Origin of the sequence: Methylobacterium sp. J-072 (genome assembly GCF_022829425.1) — a bacterium.
Taxonomy (GTDB): Bacteria; Pseudomonadota; Alphaproteobacteria; order Rhizobiales; family Beijerinckiaceae; genus Methylobacterium.
This window is the reverse complement of record NZ_JAKSYK010000231.1, coordinates 164,189-186,417: the sequence shown is the minus strand read 5'-3', so window position 1 is coordinate 186,417 and position 22,229 is coordinate 164,189. Positions and strand designations below refer to the sequence as shown.

The 22,229-nt window shown below is 70.4% G+C and carries 18 protein-coding genes; 11 read left to right on the top strand and 7 right to left on the bottom strand.

What is annotated here, in order from left to right:
- Nucleotides 1-35 precede the first annotated feature (35 nt).
- From nadA to lptB, 8 genes are all read left to right on the top strand, one after another.
- Nucleotides 36-1,046, top strand: a complete 1,011-nt coding sequence (gene nadA / locus MKK67_RS31950; protein ID WP_243973157.1) for a quinolinate synthase NadA — start codon at nt 36-38, stop codon at nt 1,044-1,046.
- Nucleotides 1,047-1,048: 2 nt separating this feature from the next.
- Nucleotides 1,049-2,572 carry an L-aspartate oxidase gene (locus MKK67_RS31945; protein WP_243973154.1) on the top strand — a complete coding sequence of 508 codons (1,524 nt, stop codon included), beginning with the start codon at nt 1,049-1,051 and terminating at the stop codon, nt 2,570-2,572.
- A complete protein-coding gene (gene nadC / locus MKK67_RS31940; protein WP_243973152.1) occupies nt 2,569-3,441 on the top strand; it encodes a carboxylating nicotinate-nucleotide diphosphorylase in 873 nt (290 codons plus the stop codon). Before MKK67_RS31945 ends, nadC begins: the two co-directional genes overlap by 4 nt.
- 280 nt (nt 3,442-3,721) lie before the next feature.
- Nucleotides 3,722-5,602, top strand: coding sequence for a potassium transporter Kup (locus MKK67_RS31935; protein ID WP_243973378.1), 1,881 nt, complete (start codon nt 3,722-3,724; stop codon nt 5,600-5,602).
- A 100-nt stretch (nt 5,603-5,702) separates the two neighbouring features.
- Complete coding sequence (htpG, locus tag MKK67_RS31930) at nt 5,703-7,535, top strand: molecular chaperone HtpG (protein WP_243973150.1); 1,833 nt, start codon at nt 5,703-5,705, stop codon at nt 7,533-7,535.
- Nucleotides 7,536-7,841: 306 nt separating this feature from the next.
- On the top strand, nt 7,842-8,561 hold the full coding sequence (gene lptC / locus MKK67_RS31925) for an LPS export ABC transporter periplasmic protein LptC (RefSeq protein WP_243973148.1): 720 nt from the start codon (nt 7,842-7,844) through the stop codon (nt 8,559-8,561).
- On the top strand, nt 8,558-9,217 hold the full coding sequence (locus tag MKK67_RS31920) for an LptA/OstA family protein (protein WP_243973146.1): 660 nt from the start codon (nt 8,558-8,560) through the stop codon (nt 9,215-9,217). Before lptC ends, MKK67_RS31920 begins: the two co-directional genes overlap by 4 nt.
- Nucleotides 9,218-9,225: 8 nt before the next feature.
- Nucleotides 9,226-10,074, top strand: coding sequence for an LPS export ABC transporter ATP-binding protein (gene lptB / locus MKK67_RS31915; protein WP_243973144.1), 849 nt, complete (start codon nt 9,226-9,228; stop codon nt 10,072-10,074).
- Here lptB and MKK67_RS31910 read toward each other — a convergent pair.
- From MKK67_RS31910 to MKK67_RS31900, 3 genes are all read right to left on the bottom strand, one after another.
- A complete protein-coding gene (locus tag MKK67_RS31910) occupies nt 10,064-11,245 on the bottom strand; it encodes an MFS transporter (RefSeq protein WP_243973143.1) in 1,182 nt (393 codons plus the stop codon). The two genes, lptB and MKK67_RS31910, sit on opposite strands and share 11 nt — an antisense overlap.
- A 510-nt stretch (nt 11,246-11,755) precedes the next feature.
- Nucleotides 11,756-12,817 (bottom strand): DUF2332 domain-containing protein, encoded by a 1,062-nt coding sequence (locus MKK67_RS31905; RefSeq protein WP_243973142.1) that lies wholly within the window; start codon nt 12,815-12,817, stop codon nt 11,756-11,758.
- A 19-nt stretch (nt 12,818-12,836) separates the two neighbouring features.
- Entirely contained in the window at nt 12,837-13,988 is a 1,152-nt protein-coding gene (locus tag MKK67_RS31900; protein ID WP_243973141.1) for a dimethylmenaquinone methyltransferase, read from the bottom strand.
- A 202-nt stretch (nt 13,989-14,190) separates the two neighbouring features.
- On the opposite strand from MKK67_RS31900, the gene MKK67_RS31895 reads away from it, so the two are divergent.
- Nucleotides 14,191-15,504, top strand: a complete 1,314-nt coding sequence (locus MKK67_RS31895; protein ID WP_243973140.1) for an MFS transporter — start codon at nt 14,191-14,193, stop codon at nt 15,502-15,504.
- A 7-nt stretch (nt 15,505-15,511) separates the two neighbouring features.
- Here the strand turns inward: MKK67_RS31895 and MKK67_RS31890 are convergent, their stop codons facing one another.
- From MKK67_RS31890 to MKK67_RS31875, 4 genes are read right to left on the bottom strand one after another with little or no spacing between them, the layout of a single operon-like run.
- On the bottom strand, nt 15,512-16,639 hold the full coding sequence (locus MKK67_RS31890; RefSeq protein WP_243973139.1) for a glycosyltransferase family 4 protein: 1,128 nt from the start codon (nt 16,637-16,639) through the stop codon (nt 15,512-15,514).
- 2 nt (nt 16,640-16,641) lie between these two features.
- The gene (locus tag MKK67_RS31885) at nt 16,642-18,012 is read right to left on the bottom strand and encodes a right-handed parallel beta-helix repeat-containing protein (RefSeq protein WP_243973138.1); all 1,371 of its coding nucleotides are present in this window, start codon (nt 18,010-18,012) and stop codon (nt 16,642-16,644) included.
- Nucleotides 18,012-18,953 (bottom strand): glycosyltransferase family 2 protein, encoded by a 942-nt coding sequence (locus MKK67_RS31880; protein ID WP_243973136.1) that lies wholly within the window; start codon nt 18,951-18,953, stop codon nt 18,012-18,014. The genes MKK67_RS31885 and MKK67_RS31880 overlap by 1 nt, the downstream gene beginning before the upstream one ends.
- A complete protein-coding gene (locus tag MKK67_RS31875) occupies nt 18,950-20,437 on the bottom strand; it encodes a lipopolysaccharide biosynthesis protein (RefSeq protein ID WP_243973134.1) in 1,488 nt (495 codons plus the stop codon). Before MKK67_RS31875 ends, MKK67_RS31880 begins: the two co-directional genes overlap by 4 nt.
- Before the next feature lie 128 nt (nt 20,438-20,565).
- Between MKK67_RS31875 and MKK67_RS31870 the strand changes: the two genes are divergently transcribed.
- The gene (locus MKK67_RS31870; RefSeq protein WP_243973132.1) at nt 20,566-21,180 is read left to right on the top strand and encodes a serine acetyltransferase; all 615 of its coding nucleotides are present in this window, start codon (nt 20,566-20,568) and stop codon (nt 21,178-21,180) included.
- The gene (locus MKK67_RS31865; protein ID WP_243973130.1) at nt 21,177-22,214 is read left to right on the top strand and encodes a hypothetical protein; all 1,038 of its coding nucleotides are present in this window, start codon (nt 21,177-21,179) and stop codon (nt 22,212-22,214) included. The genes MKK67_RS31870 and MKK67_RS31865 overlap by 4 nt, the downstream gene beginning before the upstream one ends.
- Nucleotides 22,215-22,229: the final 15 nt, after the last annotated feature.

The window sequence follows — 22,229 nt, the reverse complement described above, 5'->3', positions numbered from 1 at the left end:
GCACAATGCTCAAACTGAGCATAAGGGAGGACGCCATGACGGCGACCGTGTCACCCGTCTCTCGTATGTCGGTTCCGGGCCTTCCGCTGCCGGATCTCTACGCCCGTGTCAGCCGCCACATCCCCGCGATCGAGTGGCCGGCGCTCGCCCCCGATATCGAGGCGATCCTGCGGCTGAAGCGCGAGCGCAATGCCGTGATCCTGGCGCACAATTACCAGGCGCCGGAGATCTTCCACACGGTGGCGGACATCGTCGGCGATAGCTTGGCGCTGGCCCGCGAGGCGGTGAACGTCGATGCCGACGTCATCGTCCTGGCCGGCGTCCACTTCATGGCCGAAACCGCCAAGCTGCTGAACCCGAGCAAGACCGTCCTGATCCCCGATATGGCCGCGGGCTGCTCGCTGGCCGATTCGATCACCGCCGCCGACGTGCGCGGCCTGCGCGCCAAGTACCCGGGCGTGCCGATCGTGACCTACGTCAACACTTCGGCCGCCGTGAAGGCCGAGTCGGACCTGTGCTGCACCAGCGGCAATGCCGTCGCGGTGGTGAAGTCGCTGAACGCCCCCCGGGTCCTGATGATCCCGGACGAGTTTCTGGCCCAGAATGTCCAGGCCGAGATCCCCGAAGTCGAGATCCTGACCTGGGCGGGCCATTGCGAGGTGCACGAGCGCTTCACGCCAGCCGACATCCGCGACGTGCGCGACAGCTACCCCGGCGTCACGGTGATCGCGCATCCGGAATGCCCGCCGGACGTCGTCGCCGAATCGGACTTCTCCGGCTCGACCGCGATGATGATGGACTTCGTGCTTCAGAAGCGCCCGAGCCAGGTCGTTCTGGTGACCGAGTGCTCCATGGCCGACAACATCGCGGCGGCGAACCCGGATATCGAGTTCATCAAGCCCTGCAACATGTGCCCGCACATGAAGCGCATGAGCCTGAAGAACATCCGCCGGGCCCTGGAGACGTTGACCCATGAGGTCACGGTCGATCCCGCTCTGGCCGACCGCGCCCGGGCGGCGGTCGAGCGCATGCTGCTGGTGCGCTGACGATGAACGCCATCTCTCCCAACATGGCCGACCGCGTCGTCGTGGTCGGCGGCGGCGTCGCCGGCCTCAGCGTCGCGCTGCGGCTCGCCCCGCGTCCCGTGACGCTGATCACCGCCTCGGCCCTTGGGCTCGGCACCGCCACCGGCTGGGCGCAGGGCGGCATCGCTGCCTCGGTCGGGGCCGACGATGCCGCAGCGCTGCACGCCGCCGACACCGAGGCCGCCGGCGCCGGGCTGACCGAGCCCGATGTGGCCCTCCGGGTCGCCCAGGCGGGCCCGGGGCTGATCGACTGGCTGGTGCGGATCGGCGTCCCGTTCGACCGGACCGAGGACGGAGCCCTCGCCCTCGGCCTTGAGGCGGCCCACGGTCGCCGCCGCATCGTGCGTTCCGGCGGCGACGCCACCGGCGCCCGGGTCCTCGAAGGGCTGGTGCGGGCGGTCCTGTCCGCGCCCTCCATCGAAGTGGTCGAGGCCCGCGCCTGCGACCTGCTGCGCGACACAAACGGCGCGGTGGCCGGCATCGTCGCCGAGCGCGACGGCGCCCGGTTCCGCATCCCGGCCCGGGCCGTGGTGTTGGCCACCGGCGGCGTCGGCGCCCTCTACGCGGCGACCACCAATCCGCCCGGCGCCGTCGGCGGCGGACTGGCGCTGGCTGCCCGGGCCGGGGCGGTGATGCGCGACATGGAGTTCGTGCAGTTCCACCCGACCGCCATCGCGGCCGGCGCCGACCCGATGCCGCTCGCCACCGAGGCGCTCCGCGGGGAGGGCGCCCGGCTGATCGACGAGACCGGCGCGGCCGTCATGGCCGGGATCACCGGCGGCGACCTCGCGCCCCGGGACGTGGTCGCCCGGGGCATCTTCCAGGCGCTGCAGCGGGGCCGCATCGTCTATCTCGACGCCCGCGGCGCCCTCGGGGCTTCGATGCCGAGGCGCTTCCCGACGGTGGCGGGCCTGTGCGCCGCCGCCGGCATCGATCCGGCGGTGCAGCCGATCCCGGTCCGCCCGGCGGCCCACTACCACATGGGCGGCGTGAAGGTTGACGCGCACGGCACCACCTCGGTGCCGGGCCTCTATGCCTGCGGCGAGGTCTCCTCCACGGGCCTGCACGGCGCCAACCGGCTCGCCAGCAATTCCCTGCTGGAGGGGCTGGCCTATGCCGGCTTCATCGCCGACGCCCTCGACGCGCCGCTCCCGGGTGCGATCGTGCCCGAGACGGGGACGCCCCGGTCGGTCACGGACCTCCCGTCGATCCGCAGGCTGATGGAAGCCCGGGTCGGTGTCGTGCGTGACGCCGCCGGCCTCGCCGAGGCGGTTTCGGTCCTCGAACCCCGTGCGGAACACTGCGACGCCGCTCTGGTGGCGCTGATGATCGCCCGGGGAGCGCTGTCCCGTGAGGAGAGCCGCGGCGCCCATTGGCGCAGCGATTTTCCTCACACCGCCCCCGCGGCGCATACCGAGACGACGCTCGCCGCGCTGAAGGCCGAACGCGGCGAGACCATCACCGCAGGGACGGAACTCACGCCATGACGCAATCGATCCTGACGGAAGAGATCCTGCCCCTGCCGCGGCTCCTGGTGGAGCCGATCGTGCGCGCCGCCCTGGTCGAGGATCTCGGCCGGGCCGGCGACATCACCACCGACGCCATCGTGCCTCCGGGCGAGCGGATGCGCGGCGTGATCGCCTCCCGCCAGGCCGGCGTCATCTCCGGCACCGACGCTGCGGCCATCGCCTTCGCGCTGATCGATCCGGCCGTGACCGTGACGGTCGAGCGCGGTGACGGCGCCCGCGTCGTGCCCGGCGACGTGGTCCTGCGCCTCGAAGGACCGGCCCGGGCGATCCTCACCGCCGAGCGCGTCGCCCTGAACCTGCTGTGCCGGATGTCCGGCGTCGCCACGGCGACGAACGGCCTCGTCGAGGCGGCGCGCCCGCACGGCAAGGCTTCGATCGTCTGCACCCGCAAGACCACCCCGGGCCTGCGCGCCCTGGAGAAACACGCGGTGCGGGCCGGTGGCGGCTCGAACCACCGCTTCGGCCTCGATGACGCGGTGCTGATCAAGGACAACCACGTCGCGGTCGCCGGCGGCATCGTGCCGGCGATCGAGCGCGCCCGGGCGCGGGCCGGCCACCTCGTGAAGATCGAGTGCGAGGTCGACAGCCTGGAGCAGCTGGAGGAAGCCCTCTCGATCGGGGTCGACGCCGTCCTCCTCGACAATATGGGTCCCGATCTGCTGACCCGCGCCGTGGCGATGATCGACGGCCGCGCCCTCTCGGAAGCCTCCGGTCGGATCACCCGCGAGACCGTGGGCCCGGTTGCAGCCTCGGGCGTGGACCTGATCTCCTGTGGCTGGATCACTCACTCGGCCGCGATCATCGACCTGGGGCTGGACGCCGCCTGACCGACGATGCTCCCGCGCCGTGCGCGGCGCGGGAGCATCGATCTTCATTCCACTGTCATCACGTTCGGGTGACAAGTCTTCGCCGGGTTCGCGGCGAAGATGGTTTAAGTCTTCCGCCCCGCATCCGGCTTGCTAAGGTCGTGCACGACAGCGACGCCATCGACCGGACATGCCCGTGCGCCAAGCCTTCAGTCCCGCGGCTGCCCCGCCGGTTGCCTTGCCTGCCGCGCCGGTGGCGCGAAAGCCCGGCGCCGTCCGGCACGGGCCCGGCCCGGCGCTGATGCTGGGGGCGCTCGGCGTCGTCTATGGCGATATCGGCACCAGCCCGCTCTACGCCTTCAAGGAGGCCGTGAAGGCGGCCGCCTCCGGGGGCGCGGCGGTCCCGGCGGCGGCGCTCGGGGCGGTCTCGCTGATCCTGTGGTCGCTGATCCTGATCGTGTCGCTGAAATACGCCGTGCTGATCCTGCGGGCCGACAACCGGGGAGAGGGCGGCATCGTCGCGATGCTGGCGCTGCTCGGCGCCCGCCAGGCGCAGCCGGGGACCTGGAAGGCCGTGCTGCTGGTGGTCGGCCTGGTCGGCGCGGCGTTGCTTTACGGCGACGGCGCGATCACCCCGGCCATCTCGGTGCTCTCGGCCATCGAGGGCCTGAAGGTCGACGCGCCGGTGCTGACGCCGTTCGTGGTGCCGCTCACCCTGGCGATCCTGGTCGCGCTGTTTGCCATCCAGCACAAGGGCGTGGCGGTGATCGGCCGAGTGTTCGGCCCGGTGATGCTGGTCTGGTTCGTCGTGCTCGTCCTGCTGGCGATCCCGAGCATCCTGCGCGCCCCGGAAATCCTGGGGGCGGCCAATCCGTGGCGGGCGGTGGAGTTTCTGGCCCATGCCGGTTGGCATGTGAGCTTCATGATGCTGGGCGCGGCCTTTCTGGCGGTGACCGGCGGCGAGGCGATGTACGCCGATCTCGGCCATTTCGGCGCCCCGGCGATCCGCTTCGCCTGGTTCAGCCTCGTGCTGCCGGCGCTGCTGATCCATTATTGCGGTCAGGGCGCTCTGCTGATCGCCGACCCGAGCGCGATCGAGAACCCGTTCTACCTGCTGGCCCCGGAATGGGCGCATTACCCGCTGGTGGCGCTCGCGACCATGGCCACCGTCATCGCCTCGCAGGCGGTGATCTCGGGCGTGTATTCGCTGACGCAGCAATCGATCCAGCTCGGCTTCATGCCGATGATGCGGGTGGTCCACACCGATCAGGACGAGCGCGGCCAGATCTACGTGCCGGCGGTGAACTGGCTGCTCGCCGCGGGGACCCTCACTGCCGTGGTGGTGTTCGGCTCCTCCGACGCGCTGGCCGGGGCCTACGGGATCGCGGTCTCGGCGCTGATGGGCATCACCACGCTGCTCGCCGCCCTGATCGCGCTGCGGTGGGGCTACAACCCGATCCTGGTCTTCGCGGTCAACGGCTTCTTCCTCGCCATCGACAGCGTGTTCTTCGCGGCCAACAGCGTGAAGCTGTTCGAGGGCGGCTGGTTTCCCCTGGTGCTGGCCGCGGCGGTCGCCTTCCTGATGCTGACCTGGATGAAGGGCAACCACGTCCTCGAGGCGGTGCGCGAGACCATGCGCCAGCCCGAGGCGACTTTTCTGGCCCGCCTCGCCTCGCATCCGCCGGTGACGCTGCCCGGCACCGCGGCCTTCCTCACCGCCGCCACCGAGGGCATCCCGATGGCCTTGGGTCGGCTGGTCGAGCGCAGCCGGTGCCTGCACGAGCGCATCCTGCTGATCACCGTGATCTACGAGGAGGCGCCGGTGATCCCCGCCGAGGAGCGGGCGCAGGTCACCCTGGTCGCCCAGGGCATCCGTAAGGCGATCTCGAAATACACCCCCGGCATGGAGCGCGTCGTCCTGCGCTACGGCTTCATGCAGACCGCCTCGATCCCCGAGGGGCTGCACTGCGCGGTCAAGAGCGGCCTGCTGCCCCCGGAATACCTGGAGGACCTGACCTTCTTCGTCGGCCACGAGGTGGTCATCCCGTCGAAGAAGCCCGGCATGGCCCTGTGGCGCCAGGGCCTGTTCGCGTTCATGAAGCGCAACGCCGAGCGCACCGGCGCCCATTTCTGCCTGCCGACCCGGCAGATCGTCGAGGTCGGGACCGAGATCGAGATCTGATTCCGATACGCCCCACCCGATCCCGCTGCAGCCGCATTGAAAATCGCCGGCCAAGCCGACATATCGGCCCCGCATTTTCCCCTACGCGGAGGCATTCCCTGTGAGCGAGACGATTGAGCGGCACGAGTTCGGGGCGGAGGTGGGTCGGCTCCTCGATCTCGTCGTGCACGCGCTCTATTCCGACCGCGAGATCTTCCTGCGCGAACTCGTCGCCAACGCCGCCGACGCCATGGACCGGCGCCGGTTCGAGGCCCTGACCTCGGCGGCGAGCGCCCTGCCGCCGGACGCCAAGGTCCGGATCGTGCCCGATAAGGAGGCACGCACCCTGACCATCTCGGATGCCGGTATCGGCATGACCAAGGAGGATCTGGCGTCCAACCTCGGCACCATCGCCCGGTCCGGCACGCGGGCCTTCTCGCAGACGCTGGATTCGGCCAAGGCCGAGGACCGCCCAAGCCTGATCGGCCAGTTCGGCGTCGGCTTCTACTCGGCCTTCATGGTCGCCGACCGGGTCACGGTCACATCGCGCCGCGCCGGCAGCGACGAGGCCTGGACCTGGGCCTCCGAAGGCCAGGGCAGCTATACGCTGGAGCCCGCGACCCGCGCTGAGCCCGGCACCGACATCGTGTTGCACCTCAAGGCGGATGCCGACGAGTATCTGGAGCCCTACCGCCTCGATCACCTCGTGCGGAAATGGGCCGACTTCATCACCGTGCCGATCGCCATCGCCCGCGATGGCAAGGACGAATCGGCCAACCAGGGCACCGCGCTGTGGCGCAAGCCGAAATCCGAGGTGACGGAGGAGCAGTACGAGGCGTTCTACCACGCCATCGGCATGAACTTCGACAAGCCCTGGGCGACGCTGCACTGGCGGGCCGAAGGCCAGCTCGAATTCTCCGCGTTGCTGTTCGTGCCCGGCGCGAAGCCGTTCCAGGCGCTCGAGAATGACCGGCAGAGCAAGGTCCGCCTGCATGTCCGGCGGATGTTCATCACCGACGAGGCCGAGCTGCTGCCGCCGTGGCTGCGCTTCGTTCAGGGCGTGGTCGATACCGAAGACCTGCCCCTCAACGTCTCCCGCGAGATGCTGCAATCGACGCCGGCGCTGGCCCGGATCCGCCGCGCGGTGACCGGCCGCGTCGTCTCCGAGCTGACCACCCGGGCCAAGGATGCCGAGAGCTACCAGACCTTCTGGGAAAACTTCGGCGCGGTGCTCAAGGAGGGCATTTACGAGGATTTCGAGCGCCGCGGCGAGATCGCGCCCCTACTGCGCTTCCGCTCCTCGGCGGTGGAGGGCTGGACCTCGCTGCCCGACTACGTGTCGCGCATGAAGGACGGTCAGGACGCGATCTACTACCTCGTCGCCGACGACGCCGAGGCGTTGAAATCCTCGCCGCAGCTCGAAGGCTTCAAGGCCAGGGGCCTGGAGGTGCTGCTGCTCTCCGACCACGTCGATGCGTTCTGGCCCGACCAGCTCGGCAGCTTCGAGGAGAAGCCGCTCAAGTCGATCACCAAGGGCGGCCTCGACCTGTCGAAATTCGCCCCCGCGGGTGAGCAGCCGGAGGCGCCGGAGGGCATCGACGCCTTCGTGGCCGCCGTGAAGACGGCCCTCGGTGCCGAAGTCTCCGACGTGCGCACCACCGATCGGCTGGTCGATTCGGCCGTGGTGCTCTCCGCTGGTACGGCCGGGCCCGACTTGCAGATGCAGCGCCTGATGCGCCGCGCCGGTCGCGCCGGTGCCGCCCAGCCGGTGCTGGAGATCAACCCGCGCCACCCGCTGATCCGGGCGCTCGCCGCCGCGCCCGAATCGGAGATCTCGAAGGAGGCCGGCACGCTGCTCGACCTCGCCCGCATCCAGGACGGCGACAGCCCGCGCGACCCGGCCGGCTTCGCCCGCACGATCGCGGCGGCCCTGGCTGCGGCCCGGGGCGCTTGACGCGAGCGAATCGCTCTCAAGGATCGAAGCCGGGCCCGACACGCGCGCCCGGCTTCGACCGGAAAAGTGGTTGCGCTTTGGTCAGCCCGGCTCTTCGCGGGCACGTTGCTGCAACAGGCGGATGTGTGTTCACGCACATGCGCGTCGAAAGTTTCCCAGTTCGGTTGATAATTCGGAAACGGGCGAGCCATAACTTCGCCACTGGTCGGGGCCATCCCCCGGTCGGAGGCGCGGGCGCGGTGGGGGCCGCAGGCGTCTAAGCCGATCCCTCTCGTGCGCGCGGCCTGCGCGCCTCACGGACGCTGCATGAACCCGGTCGAGGCTTCAGCCGGCAACGGACAGGCAGTCGCGGCGGCGCGCACGCGGGCACACGCCCGGGCGTACCGCCACAGCGGCCGCGTGCGCACCATGCGCCGTCTCATCCCGGTGGCGGCCGGGGGCGCGGTGGCGCTGCTGCTCGCCTATCTGTTCAATCCCTTCGCCGCGAGCCTACCCGGCGTCTCGGTCGGCCCGGTGACGGTGGCCGGCTCGAAGGTCCGCATGGAGAGCCCCCGGCTCGCGGGCTTCCGCCAGGGCAACCGCGGCTACGAGGTGACGGCCGACGCCGCCCTTCAGGACGTGCGCAAGCCGAGCCTGATCGAGCTGGAGCGGATGCGCGGCCACCTCGCCACCGACGACCAGGGCGGCATGGCCCGGCTCTCGGCCGCGTCCGGCCTGTTCGACACCGCCCGCGAGGCGCTCGACTTGAAGGACGACATCCGGATCTGGACCGACAAGGGCGAGGAGGCCCGCCTGCGCTCGGCCGCCGTGGGATTCAAGACCGGCTCCGTAAGCTCTCAGGAGCCAGTCACCGTCTCGACACCGCGGGCCACGGTGAACGCCAACGCCCTCGACGTGGTCGAGAACGGAAAGCGGATCTCGTTCGTCGGCAACGTCCACGTGGTGATCGTGAACGACGACCAAGCCGACAAGGCACCCCCGCGCATCCTGACCTCGAACGCCGAGCCTGCGGAAGGCAGCCGATGAGCGCCGTCAGAATGGTCTGCGCCGCTGTCGTGGCGTGCCTCGCGCTGGCCGGCCCGGCTCTGGCCGAGAAGCCGGCCAAGAAGGATTCGCCCTTCGGCAATATCGGTGGCGGCGGCAAGGAGCCGATCAAGATCGACGCCGACCGGCTCGACGTGTTCGACCGCGAGAACCGGGCGGTGTTCGTCGGCAACGTCGTGGCCGTGCAGGGTGAGAGCACGATCCGCTGCTCGACCATGACCGTCTATTACAAGCGCGGCAAAGACTCTTCCGAGAAGGCCGAAGCGAAAGCTGCGGATGCCGCCGCCGAGGCCCCGGCTCCGAAAAACCCGGCCGAGAACGGTATCCAGAAGGTCGATTGCGCCGGCCCGGTCACGGTGGTCCAGAAGGATCAGGTCGCCACCGGCGACCACGCGGTATTCGACCAGGATGCCAAGCGCATCGTGCTCACCGGCAACGTCGTGCTCAGCCAGTGCCAGAACGTCACCCGCGGCCAGCGGCTGGTCTACGACATGGGCACCGGCCGGGCGAACATGGACCCGGTGGCGGGCGGGCGCGTCTCGGCCCTGTTCGTGCCCGGCGACAAGGGCGATGCCAAGGATGGCAAGCCGAAGGGCTGCACGCAGCCGCCGGTCAAGCCGCGGGCCCAGGTCAATTGAGCGGCGCGGTGGCGTTCCGGGCGGAGCCGCAGGATGCGGCGCGCCGCCCGACGCTCCTCGGCCGCCTGTTCGGCCGGCGCGCGAGCCCGCCCGTCGCCGATGCGGATGAGATCGCCGCGGCAGAAGACGGCGGTCCCGGCATCCTCAGCGTGCGCGGCCTGCGCAAGAGCTACGGCGCCCGCACGGTCGTGCACGAGGCGGGGCTGACCGTCCGCACCGGCGAGGCGGTGGGGCTGCTCGGGCCCAACGGCGCCGGCAAGACCACGATCTTCTACATGATCACCGGGCTGGTGGTGGCCGATCGCGGCCACATCACCCTGGACGGCCTGCCGATCACGCACCTGCCCATGTACCAGCGGGCGCGGCTCGGCATCGGCTACCTGCCGCAGGAAGCCTCGATCTTCCGTGGGCTCACCGTTGAAGACAATATCCGCGCGGTGCTCGAAGTGGCCGAGCCCGACCGCAAGGAGCGGGCGCGCAAGCTGGATGCGCTGCTCGAAGAGTTCGACATCGCGCGCCTGCGCAAGGCGCCCTCGATCGCCCTGTCCGGCGGCGAGCGGCGGCGCTGCGAGATCGCCCGGGCGCTCGCCTCCTCGCCGACCTTCATGCTGCTCGACGAGCCCTTCGCCGGTATCGACCCGATCGCGGTGGGCGACATCCAGGATCTGGTGAAGCACCTCAAGCAGCGCGGCATCGGCGTGCTGATCACCGACCACAACGTGCGCGAGACCCTGGGCCTGATCGACCGCGCCTACATCGCCCATTCCGGCCGCATCCTCACCGAGGGCACCCCGGAGGAGATCGTGGCCAACCCGGATGCCCGGCGGCTGTATCTGGGCGAGGATTTCAGGCTCTGACAGTCAACTGGGCGCGCGGACGGCGGCGCGCCAGCACCAGAAGCGCGACCGTGGCCGCCACCATGAATCCGGCCGCGAGCACGAGCACCGCATCGCCGCCGAACCGGGTCAGCACGGCCGCGAGGGCGGGCGGCGACAGGGCCGAGGCCAGGTTGAGCGGCAGCGCGATGCGGGATGCCGCCCGGGCATAGGTCGCGCGGTCGAAGAAGACGAGCGGGATCGTCGCCCGCGCCACCGCCATGGCGCCGCTGCCGAGGCCGTAGAGCAGGATGAACGCCCCCGCCGCGACGGGGCCGCCGTCGCCCACGGCGAGCAGCAGCAGCGCCGCCAGGACGGCGAGGGCCGCGAACAAGCCGGTCGTCAGCCCGTCCCAGCGGCCGCCGCCGAGGAAATCCATCGCCCGGGCGCCGATCTGGATCACGCCGAGGGCGGATCCGTAGCCGATCGCCTCCGACCGGCTCAAGCCTTCGACGATCAGCAATTCGACCAGGACGGCGCTGAGACCGAAGCCGACGAAAGCGATGAGTGCGGTGCCGGCGGCGATCAGGGCGAGCGGGCCGGTGCGTGGGGGCGGCTCGGCCGGAATGGCGTCCTGCGAGGGCCGAGCCGGGGGCGCCGTCGCCCGGCGCGGAACGCCGTAAAGATACAGCGGCACGCAGACGAGCCACATCGCAACGGCATAGACGCCGCATGTGCCCCGCCATCCGAAAAAGTCGCTCAGGAACGCCGTCGTCGGCCAGAACACGCTGCTCGACAGGCCGGTCATGAGCATCATCGCCCCGATCGCCCGGCCGGCGGACCGGCCAACGATCTCGGTCAGCAGGATGTACGGTGCCGTCGTCAGCGTGGCGCTCCCGGCTGCGCCCAGGATCACCCAGCCGACGAGATAGGCGCCGTAGCCCTGCGCGACCGCCAGGAGGGCGAAGCCCGGACACGCCACGAGGCTCCCGGCGATCATCACCCGCCGGGCGCCGTACCGCTCGAACGCCCGGGCCAGGAACGGGGCGCACAGGCCCATCACGCCGTAATGCACCGAATTGCCGGCAAACACCGCGGCGATGTCCACCCCGAGGTCGGCCGCGATCCGCGTGCCGACGATGGACGTCAGGCTGACGCTGCCCCAGCCGACGATCTGGGCTATGGCGACAACGATCAGGACGCGGATGGGCATGCGATCCGGGCGCATGGGTGACGGATTGTCTCCCGCAACGGTGTGCGGCCGAGATCGTGATCGTCACGATTCGGCGCCGTCTCTTCGAAGAGATGTCTTTCAGCCAGTCCTGCGATGCACAAGCTTTACTTGCCGTTTCCTCATGCAGGGCAGCAATACGAACCGCTTTGTCATTTAAAGCCATCGCTTTGGAAAATGTTATTCTCTTCAGCTGCCTGCGCGTTTGCGTGGCGCCTAATCATCCTCCGTGTCATCCCGGGGCCGCGCAGCGGAGCCCGGGACCCAGAAACGCCGACGGATCAAGATCTTGCACCCTCGGTGGCTCTGGATCCCGGGCTCGCCTGCGGCGCCCCGGGATGACGGGGCGGATCATATCTCTGGACGTTGAGGGTCGGATCGTCGGAATCGAGATTTTGGGCGCCGGCTACCGAGTTGGATCGCCCGGGGGTGGCGTGATCCGGCACCATCTCAGGCGGAGAGCGGCAGGCCACCGCTCAAAGCCAAGGACATCTACTGATCCGTTTCTGTCTTCCTGATCCACTCGATGGCGGCACCGTGCGGATCGGTCCAGGCGACCGGTTCCCTGTTGAGCGAGAGAAGGAAACGGCCAGCCTGGCTCGGCTCACCAGCGCCCTTCGATAAATCCGGCATCACGCGGGGCGATTCGTTGCAGATCCAGGCGTGACACAGAGGTCCGATCTTGTCGGAGAAGGCTCGTCGGTCCTCCTGATCCGAGACATAGGCCAGCACCGCCGTGTGAAACACCACCAGCGTCACGTCGGATGGAGCCTCCCGGCAGAGCAGTGCAAGCGAATGGTCGGTCAGGCTGCCTCTGACGATGCGCGGCTTTTGCGCAACGGCGACGCGAAGGGCACGGCGCAAGTTAGCGAGGCGCTCTTTCTGTTCCGGCCAAACCAGCGTTTCTAGCCAGGAAGATCGGTCGGGATTCGCTGCATCGAGGGGATTCAAGTCCAGGCCGGCGCGCCAGACGACCTCCGGCATCCTCGTCGGTAAAGGAGTCCCGGCGCTCGCCCTGCAGGAAAACACCGGGTGGTGCCCGTCTTCGATCTCGGGATGAAGCTCATGAGACCCGTAATCGTAGCCGTAGAAATCGGGCAACAGGCACAGGCCCGCGGATGCGCCGACCTCGATCAGGGCCAGAGGCTGCGGCAACTGAGCGAGGATCGGCAACAGCGTTGCACAGCGTGCGGGCTCGTTGGTCTGCGTTGACCGCTCCAGCATCACCGAGCGGATCGCGTCTATTTTTGAAAAAAGACCTCCCTTGAAGTCTCCGAAACCCTCGGATGTGCCATTCACAAATCGAACTGCGGCAAACAACAGATTAGGTTGTTGTTTAGTCGGCGGCAGTGTCAGCAGAAAATCTAAAATCTCAGGGTCGGTCGCAATGTTTCGAGCAAAGGCTTCGTAGAGCGGAGAGCGTCCGTGCGCCTCGTTATCCGCAAATCGGGTGTAGCGCTTGGACAGAGCCTGCCGACTCGAACTGCAATGCGACACGGCCCGCTCCTGAGGGAGGCCCAATTCTTTCAGGCGTCCCACTGGGCTGATGGTCACGGACCTTAGCGCCTCCGCCTCACGCCTTCCAGTTCTTCAGCGCCGCGAACGGGCTGTCCGCCTCCGGGGGCTTGTCCGGGTTCAGCACCGGCTCGACTTGGGCGATCGCGTCCGTCATCGAGAAGGCCGAGCCGCTCTGGAGCCGGCCGCCGGCGGCGTCGCGGTGGCCGCCGCCGCGGAACAGGCGGGCGCCGTCGAGGGCCGTGCCGTCGTTGGAGCGGAACGACAGCGTGCCCATCCGCTGCACGTTGACGACGCGCTTGGCCCGGCCCGCATCCATGATCAGGTCGGAGACCCGCTGGAACGTGCCCGAATCGAGGGCGAAGGAGAGGAGCGTGCCGTCCTTGAGCGGCCGGAACAGGGCGTCCGAGCGGGCGAGCGCCCGGGCAAGGCGCATGCGCGTGGTGAGCGCCCGGTCGTCGTCGGGCGCGTCGCGCAACAGGGTCTCGGTCACGCCGGAGCGGAACGACAGGGCGCGCCGCTCCAGATCGGCCGGGCTCGCGCCCTCCCGCAGCGCGACGGCGGCGGCCAGCAGCAGGCCGGCCATGAAGGTCTCGTGCCAGGGATGGCCGACCGGCACGAAGCTCGACACGCTCTCCCAGAACAGCTCGTCCAGCGCCATGCCCCCCGGGAAGGCCGGGCTGTCCTTGCGCCAGAGGTCCACCGCATCGATCGCCGCCAACAGGGCGGTCAGGTCGGTCTCGGGCTCGTGGGTGGCGAACAGGGCCCGGTGATCGAAGGTCATCCGGGTGGCGCAGACGTTCTCGTCGATCAGCAGGGTGCAGTCCGGATCGCCGAGGTCGATCCGGCTCAGGCCGGGCCGCTCGGGATCGGCCACGGGCTCCAGGCCCTGGCGGCGCAGCTGGTCCAGCGAGGAGGCGTGGTGGTCGAGGACCACGAGCCTGTGCTTTCGGCCGTCCTCGCGGCGGCGGTTCATGGCCGCGAACTTCTTCAGGCCCGCGATGGTCTGCTCCTCCAGGCCGAGGTCGGTCATGAGCAGGATCTCGCTCTCGCCCGCCCGGGCCAAGCGCTTGGTCTCGTCCTCGAAAACCGGACCGACATCGCTGTAGCGCGGCACGTGGACGACGCGCTCGACCGCCGCGCAGGCGGCGGCGACCGTGGCGGCGCCGTAGCCGTCGAGGTCGTGGTGGGTGATCTGGATCAGGCGCACGCGGGGCAGTCTCGGTCGGTGGCGGGTCCGGCTGGTCTACGACGCCCGGACCCGCGACGCGAGGGGGCGATCTGTTAGCCGGCAGCTTCCCCTCGAGAGCATTCGGTGCAGAATGCCGGCGGGATGCCGTGAGTCGCAGACGAGCGGTCGGACCCGGACGCACCGTGAAGAGTGCGCGTCAGTCCAAAAAAGGGGGGAAGCCATGGCTCCGGTCGCATCGCCGCGCGTGAAGCGCATCCAGACGATCTCGCTCGTCCTGCTGGTCACGGCCGGGGTGGTGAATTACGTCGACCGCGCCACCCTGGCGGTAGCCAACCCGCTGATCCGGCAGGATCTCGGCCTGTCGATCCCCGATATGGGCCTGCTGCTCTCGGCGTTCCTGTGGGCCTACGCCTTCGCGCAGCTGCCGGCCGGGGCGCTCGCCGACCGGCTGGGCCCGCGCCTCACGCTGACCCTCGGCTTAAGCTGCTGGTCGCTCGGCCAGATGCTCGGCGGGGCCGTGACCTCGTTCTGGCAGTTCGTCGGCGCGCGCATCGTGCTCGGCCTCGGCGAGGCGCCGCATTTCCCGACCTGCGCCCGGGTCTCGCGTGACTGGTTCAACATCCGCGAGCGCGGGACCGCCACCGGGATCTGGAACTGCGCGTCCTCGCTGGGGACCTTCCTGGCCCTGCCGCTGCTCACCTTCCTGATGGTGAGCTTCGGCTGGCGGGCGATGTTCATCATCATGGGCGCGGCCGGGCTGGTGCTCGCCGGGATCGTCTACCTGGTGTTCCGCAACCCGCCCGAGATCGACCTCACCCCGGCCGAGCGCACCTTCCTGGAGGAGGGCGATGCGCCCAATACCGACCGGCGCGTCACCTGGAGCTCGTGGAAGCGGCTGTTCCGCTACCGGACCAGCTGGGGCATGATCATGGGGTATTTCGGCTGCATCTACATGACCTGGCTCTACACCGCCTGGCTGCCGAGCTACCTCGAGATCGAGCGCCACTTCACCCTGCAGAAGACCGGCATCATCGGGGCGATCCCCTTCGCGTTCGGGGTGCTGGGCGGCGTGCTGGGTGGCCGGATCGTCGACATTCTGGTCCGACGCGGGATCGATCCGATCCGGAGCCGCAAGATCCCGATGGTGCTGGGCCTGCTGGCGACTGCGGCCTGCACGGTGGTGGCCGCGCTGACGTCGAGCGATACGCTCGCCATGGTGTGCATCTCGGCGTCGCTGTTCCTGGTCTATGTCAGCTCGTCGGCCGCCTGGGCGATGGCCTCCGTGGCGGCGCCGGCCAACGCCACCGCCTCCCTCGGCGCCATGCAGAATTTCGGCGGCTATATCGGCGGCGCCCTGGCCCCGACGGTGACCGGCTTCATCGTCGGCGGGACCGGCCATTTCTCCATGGCGTTCATCACGGGCGCGGTGATCGCCGTGGTGGCGGCGCTCGGATACTGGGTGCTGATCCAGGACCCGATCGCCGCGGAGGCGCCCGCCGAACCCTTCGCTGCCGGCCTCACCGCCGCCGAGTGATCGGAGGTCAGCCGCGCAGATGCGGCACCGGTGCGTGAAGATCGCGCGCCGGAGTCCGGGCCGGGAAATTCCGGCGCATCAGGTCGACGAAGGTGGCGGCTGGGCCGTCCCAGTCGTGGCGGGCGGCGTGCGCCCGGGCCGCGCCCGCATCGAAGGGCAGGCGGCCGTCGATCGCCGCGCGCATCAGCTCCGCCAGCCGCTCGACCCGGTCCGGGGCGTCGGGGTCGAAATAGCTCGCGGCACTGCCCCCCGCCTCGGGAATTGCCGTGAGGCTGGAGGCGATCACCGGCGTGCCGCGCGCCAGGCTATCGAGTACCGGGATGCCCCAGCCCTCGCCGCGGCTCGGGAAGACCAGGGCGGCGGCCCGTCCGTAGAGGTCAGACAGGCCGTTATCGTCGATGCCGGCGATATGCACCGCGTCGGGGGTCCGGGTCAGGCGGTCGAGGGTCTCGGGCCGCTCGCCGTCGCCCTTGCCGACCACGATCAGGCGGGCCGCGCCCGCGGGCAGACGCGTGAAGGCGTCGAGCACGAGGCCGAGATTCTTGCGCGGCTCCAGGCGGCCGACCATCAGCAGGTACGGGCGCCCGTCCGCCAGCGGGCTGCGCTCGGCCGACGTCCGGGGCGGTGTCGAGCCGCAGCGCACCTCGGCGATCCGCTCGCGCTCGATGCCGTAGACCTTGGCGATGGAATCGCGGCTGTAATCGGAGATGGTCAAGACCAGCTTGGCGCGCCGGGCCGAGAGCCGGGTGAGCAGGCGGTTCCGCCAGCGCATCCGCCACGAGAAGAATTCCGGGTGGGTCTCGAACAGGATGTCGTGAACCACCACCACCTGGCGGTCGCCCGGCACCAGCGGCGGGGCGATGTAGGTGGTGAGCAGGGTGTCGAGCCGGTCGCGGAAGACCAGCCACGGCCAGATCGCCAGCAGGCGAACGGTGGCCGGCACCCGCGGCAGCCGCTGGTGCTCGATATTGGCGCCCGAGACGATCCGGGCGCAGGCTTCCGGGTCGCCGGAATAGACCACGTAGGTCGCGTCCGGATGGCGGGCGGCCGCGCGCCCGATGATGTTCACAAGCCAGGTCCGGCTGCCCTGCGGCTTGCCGGTGAGCACGTGCGCGTCGATGCCGATGCGAAGCATGGTTACGGGCTCCTGTACGCGCCGAAGGTCGGGACCTCGCCGGGCGCGTAGGCACGGCCTGCGAGGTCGCGGGTCGCGCCGAGCGGGATGCCGGCGCGGGCGGGGGGCTTGGTCAGCGCGAGGCCGTCCGCGAACGCAGCCGCGCGGTCGCGGAAGGCGGGGGGGCCGGCGAGGTCGGGGCCTTGGCCGTTCAGCGGCAGGCTTGCCCCGTCGCTGGTGGCCGTTGCGGCCCAGCGATAGAGCGGGGCGCCGACGCTGCTGCCGATGAAATTCGGCCCGATCGCGTTGCCGTTGTCGGCGGTGGTCGCCTCGACCGCGATGGCGGCGATGCCCGGCCGTGTGGCGAAGGCGATGTTGTTGAGCACCCGGTTGCCCGCGGTGCGGTCGACGCGCTTCGTGTAGTCGGAGGCCAGTACGATCTCGCCGCGGTAGACGTGCTTCCCGCCGGAATCGCGCATGTTGCCGGTGACGGTGTTGTTCACCACCGTATTGGAGCCGGCGTCGAACAGGTTGATGCCGGCGCCGTCATTGTCGGTGGCGACGTTGAACGCGACAGTGTTGCCGTCGCACCATTGGTCGATCTGGATGCCGTTGCCGTCCTGGCCGGTGGTTTCCTTCTGGCCGGTGACGATGTTGTACCGGATGGTGTTGCGGTCGCCGGCGTCCTGGGCGGCATCCTTGGCGAAGACGTGGATGCCGGAGGTGCCCGACATCCCGACGCCGTTGCCCGAGACCCGGTTGCCCTCGACCACGTAGCCCGAGCCGTTGATCTCCATCCCGTGGATGCCGTTGCCGGTCACGGTGTTGGCCAGGATGTAGCTCGGGTCCTCGGGCGGCACGTTGATCACGTCGACGGCGACGCCGTGAGTCTTGTTGTCGGACAGCGTGTTGCCGGTGATGCGGTGGCCGGCTCCGGCGCCGTCGCCGATCCAGATGCCGAGGCCGGATTTCGACACGGTCGAGCCCGAGACGGTCACATGGTGCGAGCCCAGGCGGATGATGAAGCCGGAATTGACCGCGCCTTGCACGGTCAGGCCGGTGACCGTGACGTAGGCGGCATTCTCGAACACCACCGAGTTCGACAGGACCGGCTTGGTCCCGGCCACCGCCGCCACCGTGACCGGCGCCTCGGCGCTGCCGCGGGACCCAATCAGAGCCACGGTGTCGTAGCTGCCGCCCCGGATCAGCACGCTCGATCCGGGGCCGAGGCTCGCGAACGGCACGTCGGCGAGCCGCGCCACCGTGCGGTAGTTCTCCATCGCGCCGCCCGCGGGATCGACCAGGATGTTCTGCTGCGACTGCGCATCGGCCGCGCCGCAGGCGGCGAGCGCCGGCATGAGCAGGGCCACAAGGCTGTGTCGGGCGTACCGCATCACGCCTCCAGCGCTCGGGCGATGGCGAGACGCTTCTGGCGCTGGAACAGCCGGCGCCAGATCGTGCGGCCGGCTTCCGGGCTGACCCGCGTCAGGGCGCGCGCCGCCATCTGCCAGCCGGGCAGCAGGGCCGTCGGCATCGCCAGGTCGGCGACCCGGTGGCGCGGGGAGGCGGCCAGCGGCGGCGGCCCGACGAGGCCGAGCCGGGTGAGGTCGGCGGCGAGATCGGGGCGCTTGCGGTACCACAGCACCAGGGCCGCGCCCTCGCGCTCGGCGATGCGCAGATAGGCCGCCTCGTCGAGGAGGTGGTGGTGATAGGCCAACGCCTCCGGGGCGTAGAACAGGTGCATGCCGCGGCGGGCCAGCCGCTCGCCGAGTTCGATATCCTCGTGCCAGGTCAGCCGCGGATCGAAGCCGCCGGCCTCTTCGAGCAGGCGCCGGTCGACGCTGACGTTGCAGGTCAAAAAGGCGTCCCAGCCGACTTCCACGCGGCCTTCGAGCGCGTCGTAGGAGGCGTCGTGGTGCAGGGCCGAGAACGGCGAGAACGGCAGCGCCGGGTCGATGGTCATGCGCCCGAGGATCGCGGTTTCGCGCCCGCCCCGTCTCGCATGGGCGGCGAGATGCGCCGCGACGAGGCCGGGGGCCGGGATCGTGTCGTCGTTGACGATCAGCAGCCGCTCGCCCCGGGCCGCCGCGATGGCGTGGTTGCGGGCGGCATTGGCTCCGGCATTCTCCTGGCGCAGATGCACCACCGGAACGCCGCCCGCGGTGACCGCCCGGCTGATTACCGTTCCGGTCGCGTCCGTGGAGCCGTCGTCGCAGACCACGATCTCGAACGGCACGTCGGTCGCCTGCCGGTCGAAGGCCCGCAAGCACAGGCGCAGCGTTTCGGCGCGGTTGTAGGTCGGGATGATGACCGAGAGCACGGGGACGTCGCTCATGACGAAGCTTCCGGGATCGAGAGGGGGAGGGGGAGGGGATCGGCGGGGGCGCGGCGGCGCAGGCACAGCCATGCGGCCACCAGGGCGGCGAGGCCGGCGGCGACCGGCACCGTCACCGGCGCGAGTGCCGCGGGGCCTGCGACCCAGACGAGGGCGGTGACGAGGCCGGGGCCGAGCACGGTCGGCGCGTCGGCGAGGCCGAGCGGCGCCCCCGCTTCCCGCCAGAAGGCGTGGGCGACGACCGCGAGCATCGCCACCTCGGCCAGGAGCGCGGCCCAGGCGGCGCCGAGCAGCGGATCCCAGGGGATCAGCACCGCGCAGGCCGCGAGGTTCACGGCACAGGCGGCGGCGCTGCCGCGCACCGCGAAGCCGGTCCGGCCGAGGGGCACGAGGCCGGCGAACAGCACCGTGGCGGCGATCAGCAGGGCGCTCATCGCGGCGGCGATGCGCAGCACCGGCGCGGCGGCGGAAAAGTCCGGGCCGAAGACCAGGCGGACCAGGGGCTCGGCGACGGCGCAGGCCGCCACGGTCCCGGCCCCCGAGGCCGCAAGGATCAGGGTCAGCGCCGGGCGCACGCTGGCGCGGAGGCGATCGGTGCCGGCGCGCGGGCGGGCGGGATCGAGGGTCCCGACCGCCCGGCCGAACACCGGCACCAGCGGCGCGCACAGGGTGATCGCCACCGCGGCGCCGAGCTCGAAGAACCGGAAGCCGGCGGTGAACTGGCCGAGCTCGGCCGCCCCGGCTAGGGCCGCCAGCATGATCAGGCTGATGCGGCCGTTGAGCGAGCCGAGTGCGTTCGAGATCCCGACCCCCGCGGCGGCCCGGATGGTCGCCCAGCCATGCGACAGGGAAGCGGGGCGTAGGGGCACGAGCCGGGCGGCCAGGATCAGGCCGACCAAGCCGTAGACGATGCCGGAGGCCACTGCGACGACGCTCAGTGCGGCTTCGGGCATCTGCAACCAGAGCGCGAGCGCCGTGCCGCCGACCAGGGTCGCGGCATTGGCCAGGGATGGCCAGACCGACCAGCCGGGCCGGCCGCAGACCTGAAACAGGGAATCGAGGAAACGCGCGGCGGCGAGCGGCATCAGTAAAGCCGCGAGCGCCAGCGCGGGCCGGATCTCGACGGGCAGCAGCGGCAGGGCGCAGAGCAGGGCCACCCCGGTGACGAGGCCGAGGATCAGCCGGGCCGAGATCATGCGGCCGAACTCGACGGCGCGCATTTCCGGCGCACCGGCACCCAGGCGCGACCCGAAGGTGAGCGTCGTGCCGAAATCGGCTGCGATCAGCGCCACCGCCAGCACCGCGAGCGCGAGACCGTAGCGGCCGAGCGCCTCCGGGCCGACACCATGGCCGACCATCACGAAGGCGGCGAAGCCCGCGGCCAAGTAGACGCCGCGCCCGGCGGCCTGCCCGAGCAGGTTAGCGCCGTATCGCAGGCCGCCGGGGCGGCCGCGTCCACGCAATCGGTTTACCAAGCGAACCATCTCTCGGTGAAGCCTTACTGAAAACCGCGACCTACGATTGCATCGTGGCAGGGTGCGTATGGCTTGCAACCGTATCTTCAATTTATGGTTGCAAAGATGAAGCGTCTGAGGAAACCGGAGGACTGCGTATGTCCGAGCGCGCCGAGACCGACGCCGCCCGAGGAATCCCCCTCGTCGCCCCATCGGAATCCGCCGCGGGGCGGCGACCGCGCTGGCCGCAGGTGCGCGCCGCGCTCGCCGCCGACCGGGCGCATTGGGACCGCCGGGGCCAAGGGCCGGCGGCCCTGCGCCGGGGCTATCACGCCGTCTGGCTCTATCGGCTCTCACGCTACAGCCACGAGCGCGGCTGGCGGATGGCGGCGTGGCTGCTGTGGCTCGTCAACGGCTGGTGGACCGGCGCCGATATCCCGCCGTCGAGCCGGATCGCCGGGGGGCTGTTCCTGCCCTATCCCTACGGCGCCGTGATTGCCGGGGCCGTCGGGCGCGATGCGGCCTTCGGCGTCCAGGCCTCGATCGGCGGCCTGCTGAAGGAGCCCGACCAGGATATCGGCGGCGGCCCCGGCCTCCCGGTGCTGGGCGACGGCGTGGTGCTGGAAGCCGGCGCGATCGTCCTCGGCGCCGTGCATATCGGGGACCGGGCCCGGCTCGGCCCCCGCACGATCATCCTCAAGGACGTGCAGGCGGGCGAGGCCGTGATGCCCCAGCCTTGGCGCGCACTGCCCGGCCGCGGAGCTGCGGCATGACCGGCGCCACCACGACCACCGACCCAAACGGCTTCACGGAGCTGCGCCGGCTGCTGTCCGCGGACTTCGCCCGGGTCCTGCGCCAGACGACCGGCGGCAAGCCGACCTCCCGGCTGCGCCGCCTGATGCACCTGACCCTGCCGGCGATGCAGGTCGCGATCTTCCACCGGACCGCGCATTGCCTCCACGTCCGCGGCTGGCGCCGTTGCGCCGCTTTGGTCTCGGACCTGTCGCTGCGGCTGACCGGCGCGAGCCTGCATCCGGGCTCGCCGATCGGGGCCGGTCTGTTCGTACCGCACCCGGCGCGGGTGGTGTTCTGCGGCAGCGCCGGGATCGATCTGATCCTGCTGCCCGGGACCCTGGTGGGACCGCGGGATTGGGTGTTTCCCGGGCAGCCGTTCCCGGCGGACGCGCCGCGTCTTGGCGACGGCGCGGTGGTCGGCGCCCACGCCGCCGTCCAGGGCGCCGTCACGATCGGCGCCGGGGCGACGATCGGGATCGGCGTCTGCACCCTGCGGGACGTGCCGGCCGGCACCGTGACGATGCTGGCTCAGCGGCAGATCCGAACGCCTGAGGCTAGCCCCTTCGATGCTCGTGTATCGGCGCCGGACGAGCGCGACGGCCGAATACACGCGCCTCTCCCTCACCCCTCTGCGGGGGAGGGTGGGCCCCGAAGGGGGTCGGGAGAGGGGAGCGACGGTGCAGGAAAAAGCTCCGGGCCACACGCCCACTCTGCCTCGTCCGGAAGCCGGGTTTCCCTCTCCCGACCCCTGCTGATGCAGGGCCCTGCATCCCCCGCAGACTATCGGATTCCCACATCCCCGGATGTGGCGCAGGTCTCCTCTCCCGTGCGGGAGAGGGACAGGGTGAGGGATGCGACGTCTCCGGAAAAACCTGGTCCCTCACCCCAACCCTCTCCCGTGCGGGAGAGGGCGCGCGTCGCGGCTTTCGCAAGCCGATGTGTGAACATCGTAGCTCCAGCCCGAGGCGTGCGTGCGATAGCCGTGGCACCAGGGGGCGAAGATGCGATTTAGCGCCCCTCTCGAACA

Bases quoted from the DNA above. Each gene is read 5' to 3' on its own strand.
- nadA (WP_243973157.1), top strand. From the start codon at position 36: ATGACGGCGACCGTGTCACCCGTCTCTCGTATGTCGGTTCCGGGCCTT.
- MKK67_RS31945 (WP_243973154.1), top strand. From the start codon at position 1,049: ATGAACGCCATCTCTCCCAACATGGCCGACCGCGTCGTCGTGGTCGGC.
- nadC (WP_243973152.1), top strand. From the start codon at position 2,569: ATGACGCAATCGATCCTGACGGAAGAGATCCTGCCCCTGCCGCGGCTC.
- MKK67_RS31935 (WP_243973378.1), top strand. From the start codon at position 3,722: ATGCTGGGGGCGCTCGGCGTCGTCTATGGCGATATCGGCACCAGCCCG.
- lptC (WP_243973148.1), top strand. From the start codon at position 7,842: ATGAACCCGGTCGAGGCTTCAGCCGGCAACGGACAGGCAGTCGCGGCG.
- MKK67_RS31920 (WP_243973146.1), top strand. From the start codon at position 8,558: ATGAGCGCCGTCAGAATGGTCTGCGCCGCTGTCGTGGCGTGCCTCGCG.
- MKK67_RS31910 (WP_243973143.1), bottom strand. From the start codon at position 11,245: ATGCCCATCCGCGTCCTGATCGTTGTCGCCATAGCCCAGATCGTCGGC.
- MKK67_RS31895 (WP_243973140.1), top strand. From the start codon at position 14,191: ATGGCTCCGGTCGCATCGCCGCGCGTGAAGCGCATCCAGACGATCTCG.
- MKK67_RS31890 (WP_243973139.1), bottom strand. From the start codon at position 16,639: ATGCTTCGCATCGGCATCGACGCGCACGTGCTCACCGGCAAGCCGCAG.
- MKK67_RS31885 (WP_243973138.1), bottom strand. From the start codon at position 18,012: ATGCGGTACGCCCGACACAGCCTTGTGGCCCTGCTCATGCCGGCGCTC.
- MKK67_RS31880 (WP_243973136.1), bottom strand. From the start codon at position 18,953: ATGAGCGACGTCCCCGTGCTCTCGGTCATCATCCCGACCTACAACCGC.
- MKK67_RS31875 (WP_243973134.1), bottom strand. From the start codon at position 20,437: ATGGTTCGCTTGGTAAACCGATTGCGTGGACGCGGCCGCCCCGGCGGC.
- MKK67_RS31870 (WP_243973132.1), top strand. From the start codon at position 20,566: ATGTCCGAGCGCGCCGAGACCGACGCCGCCCGAGGAATCCCCCTCGTC.
- MKK67_RS31865 (WP_243973130.1), top strand. From the start codon at position 21,177: ATGACCGGCGCCACCACGACCACCGACCCAAACGGCTTCACGGAGCTG.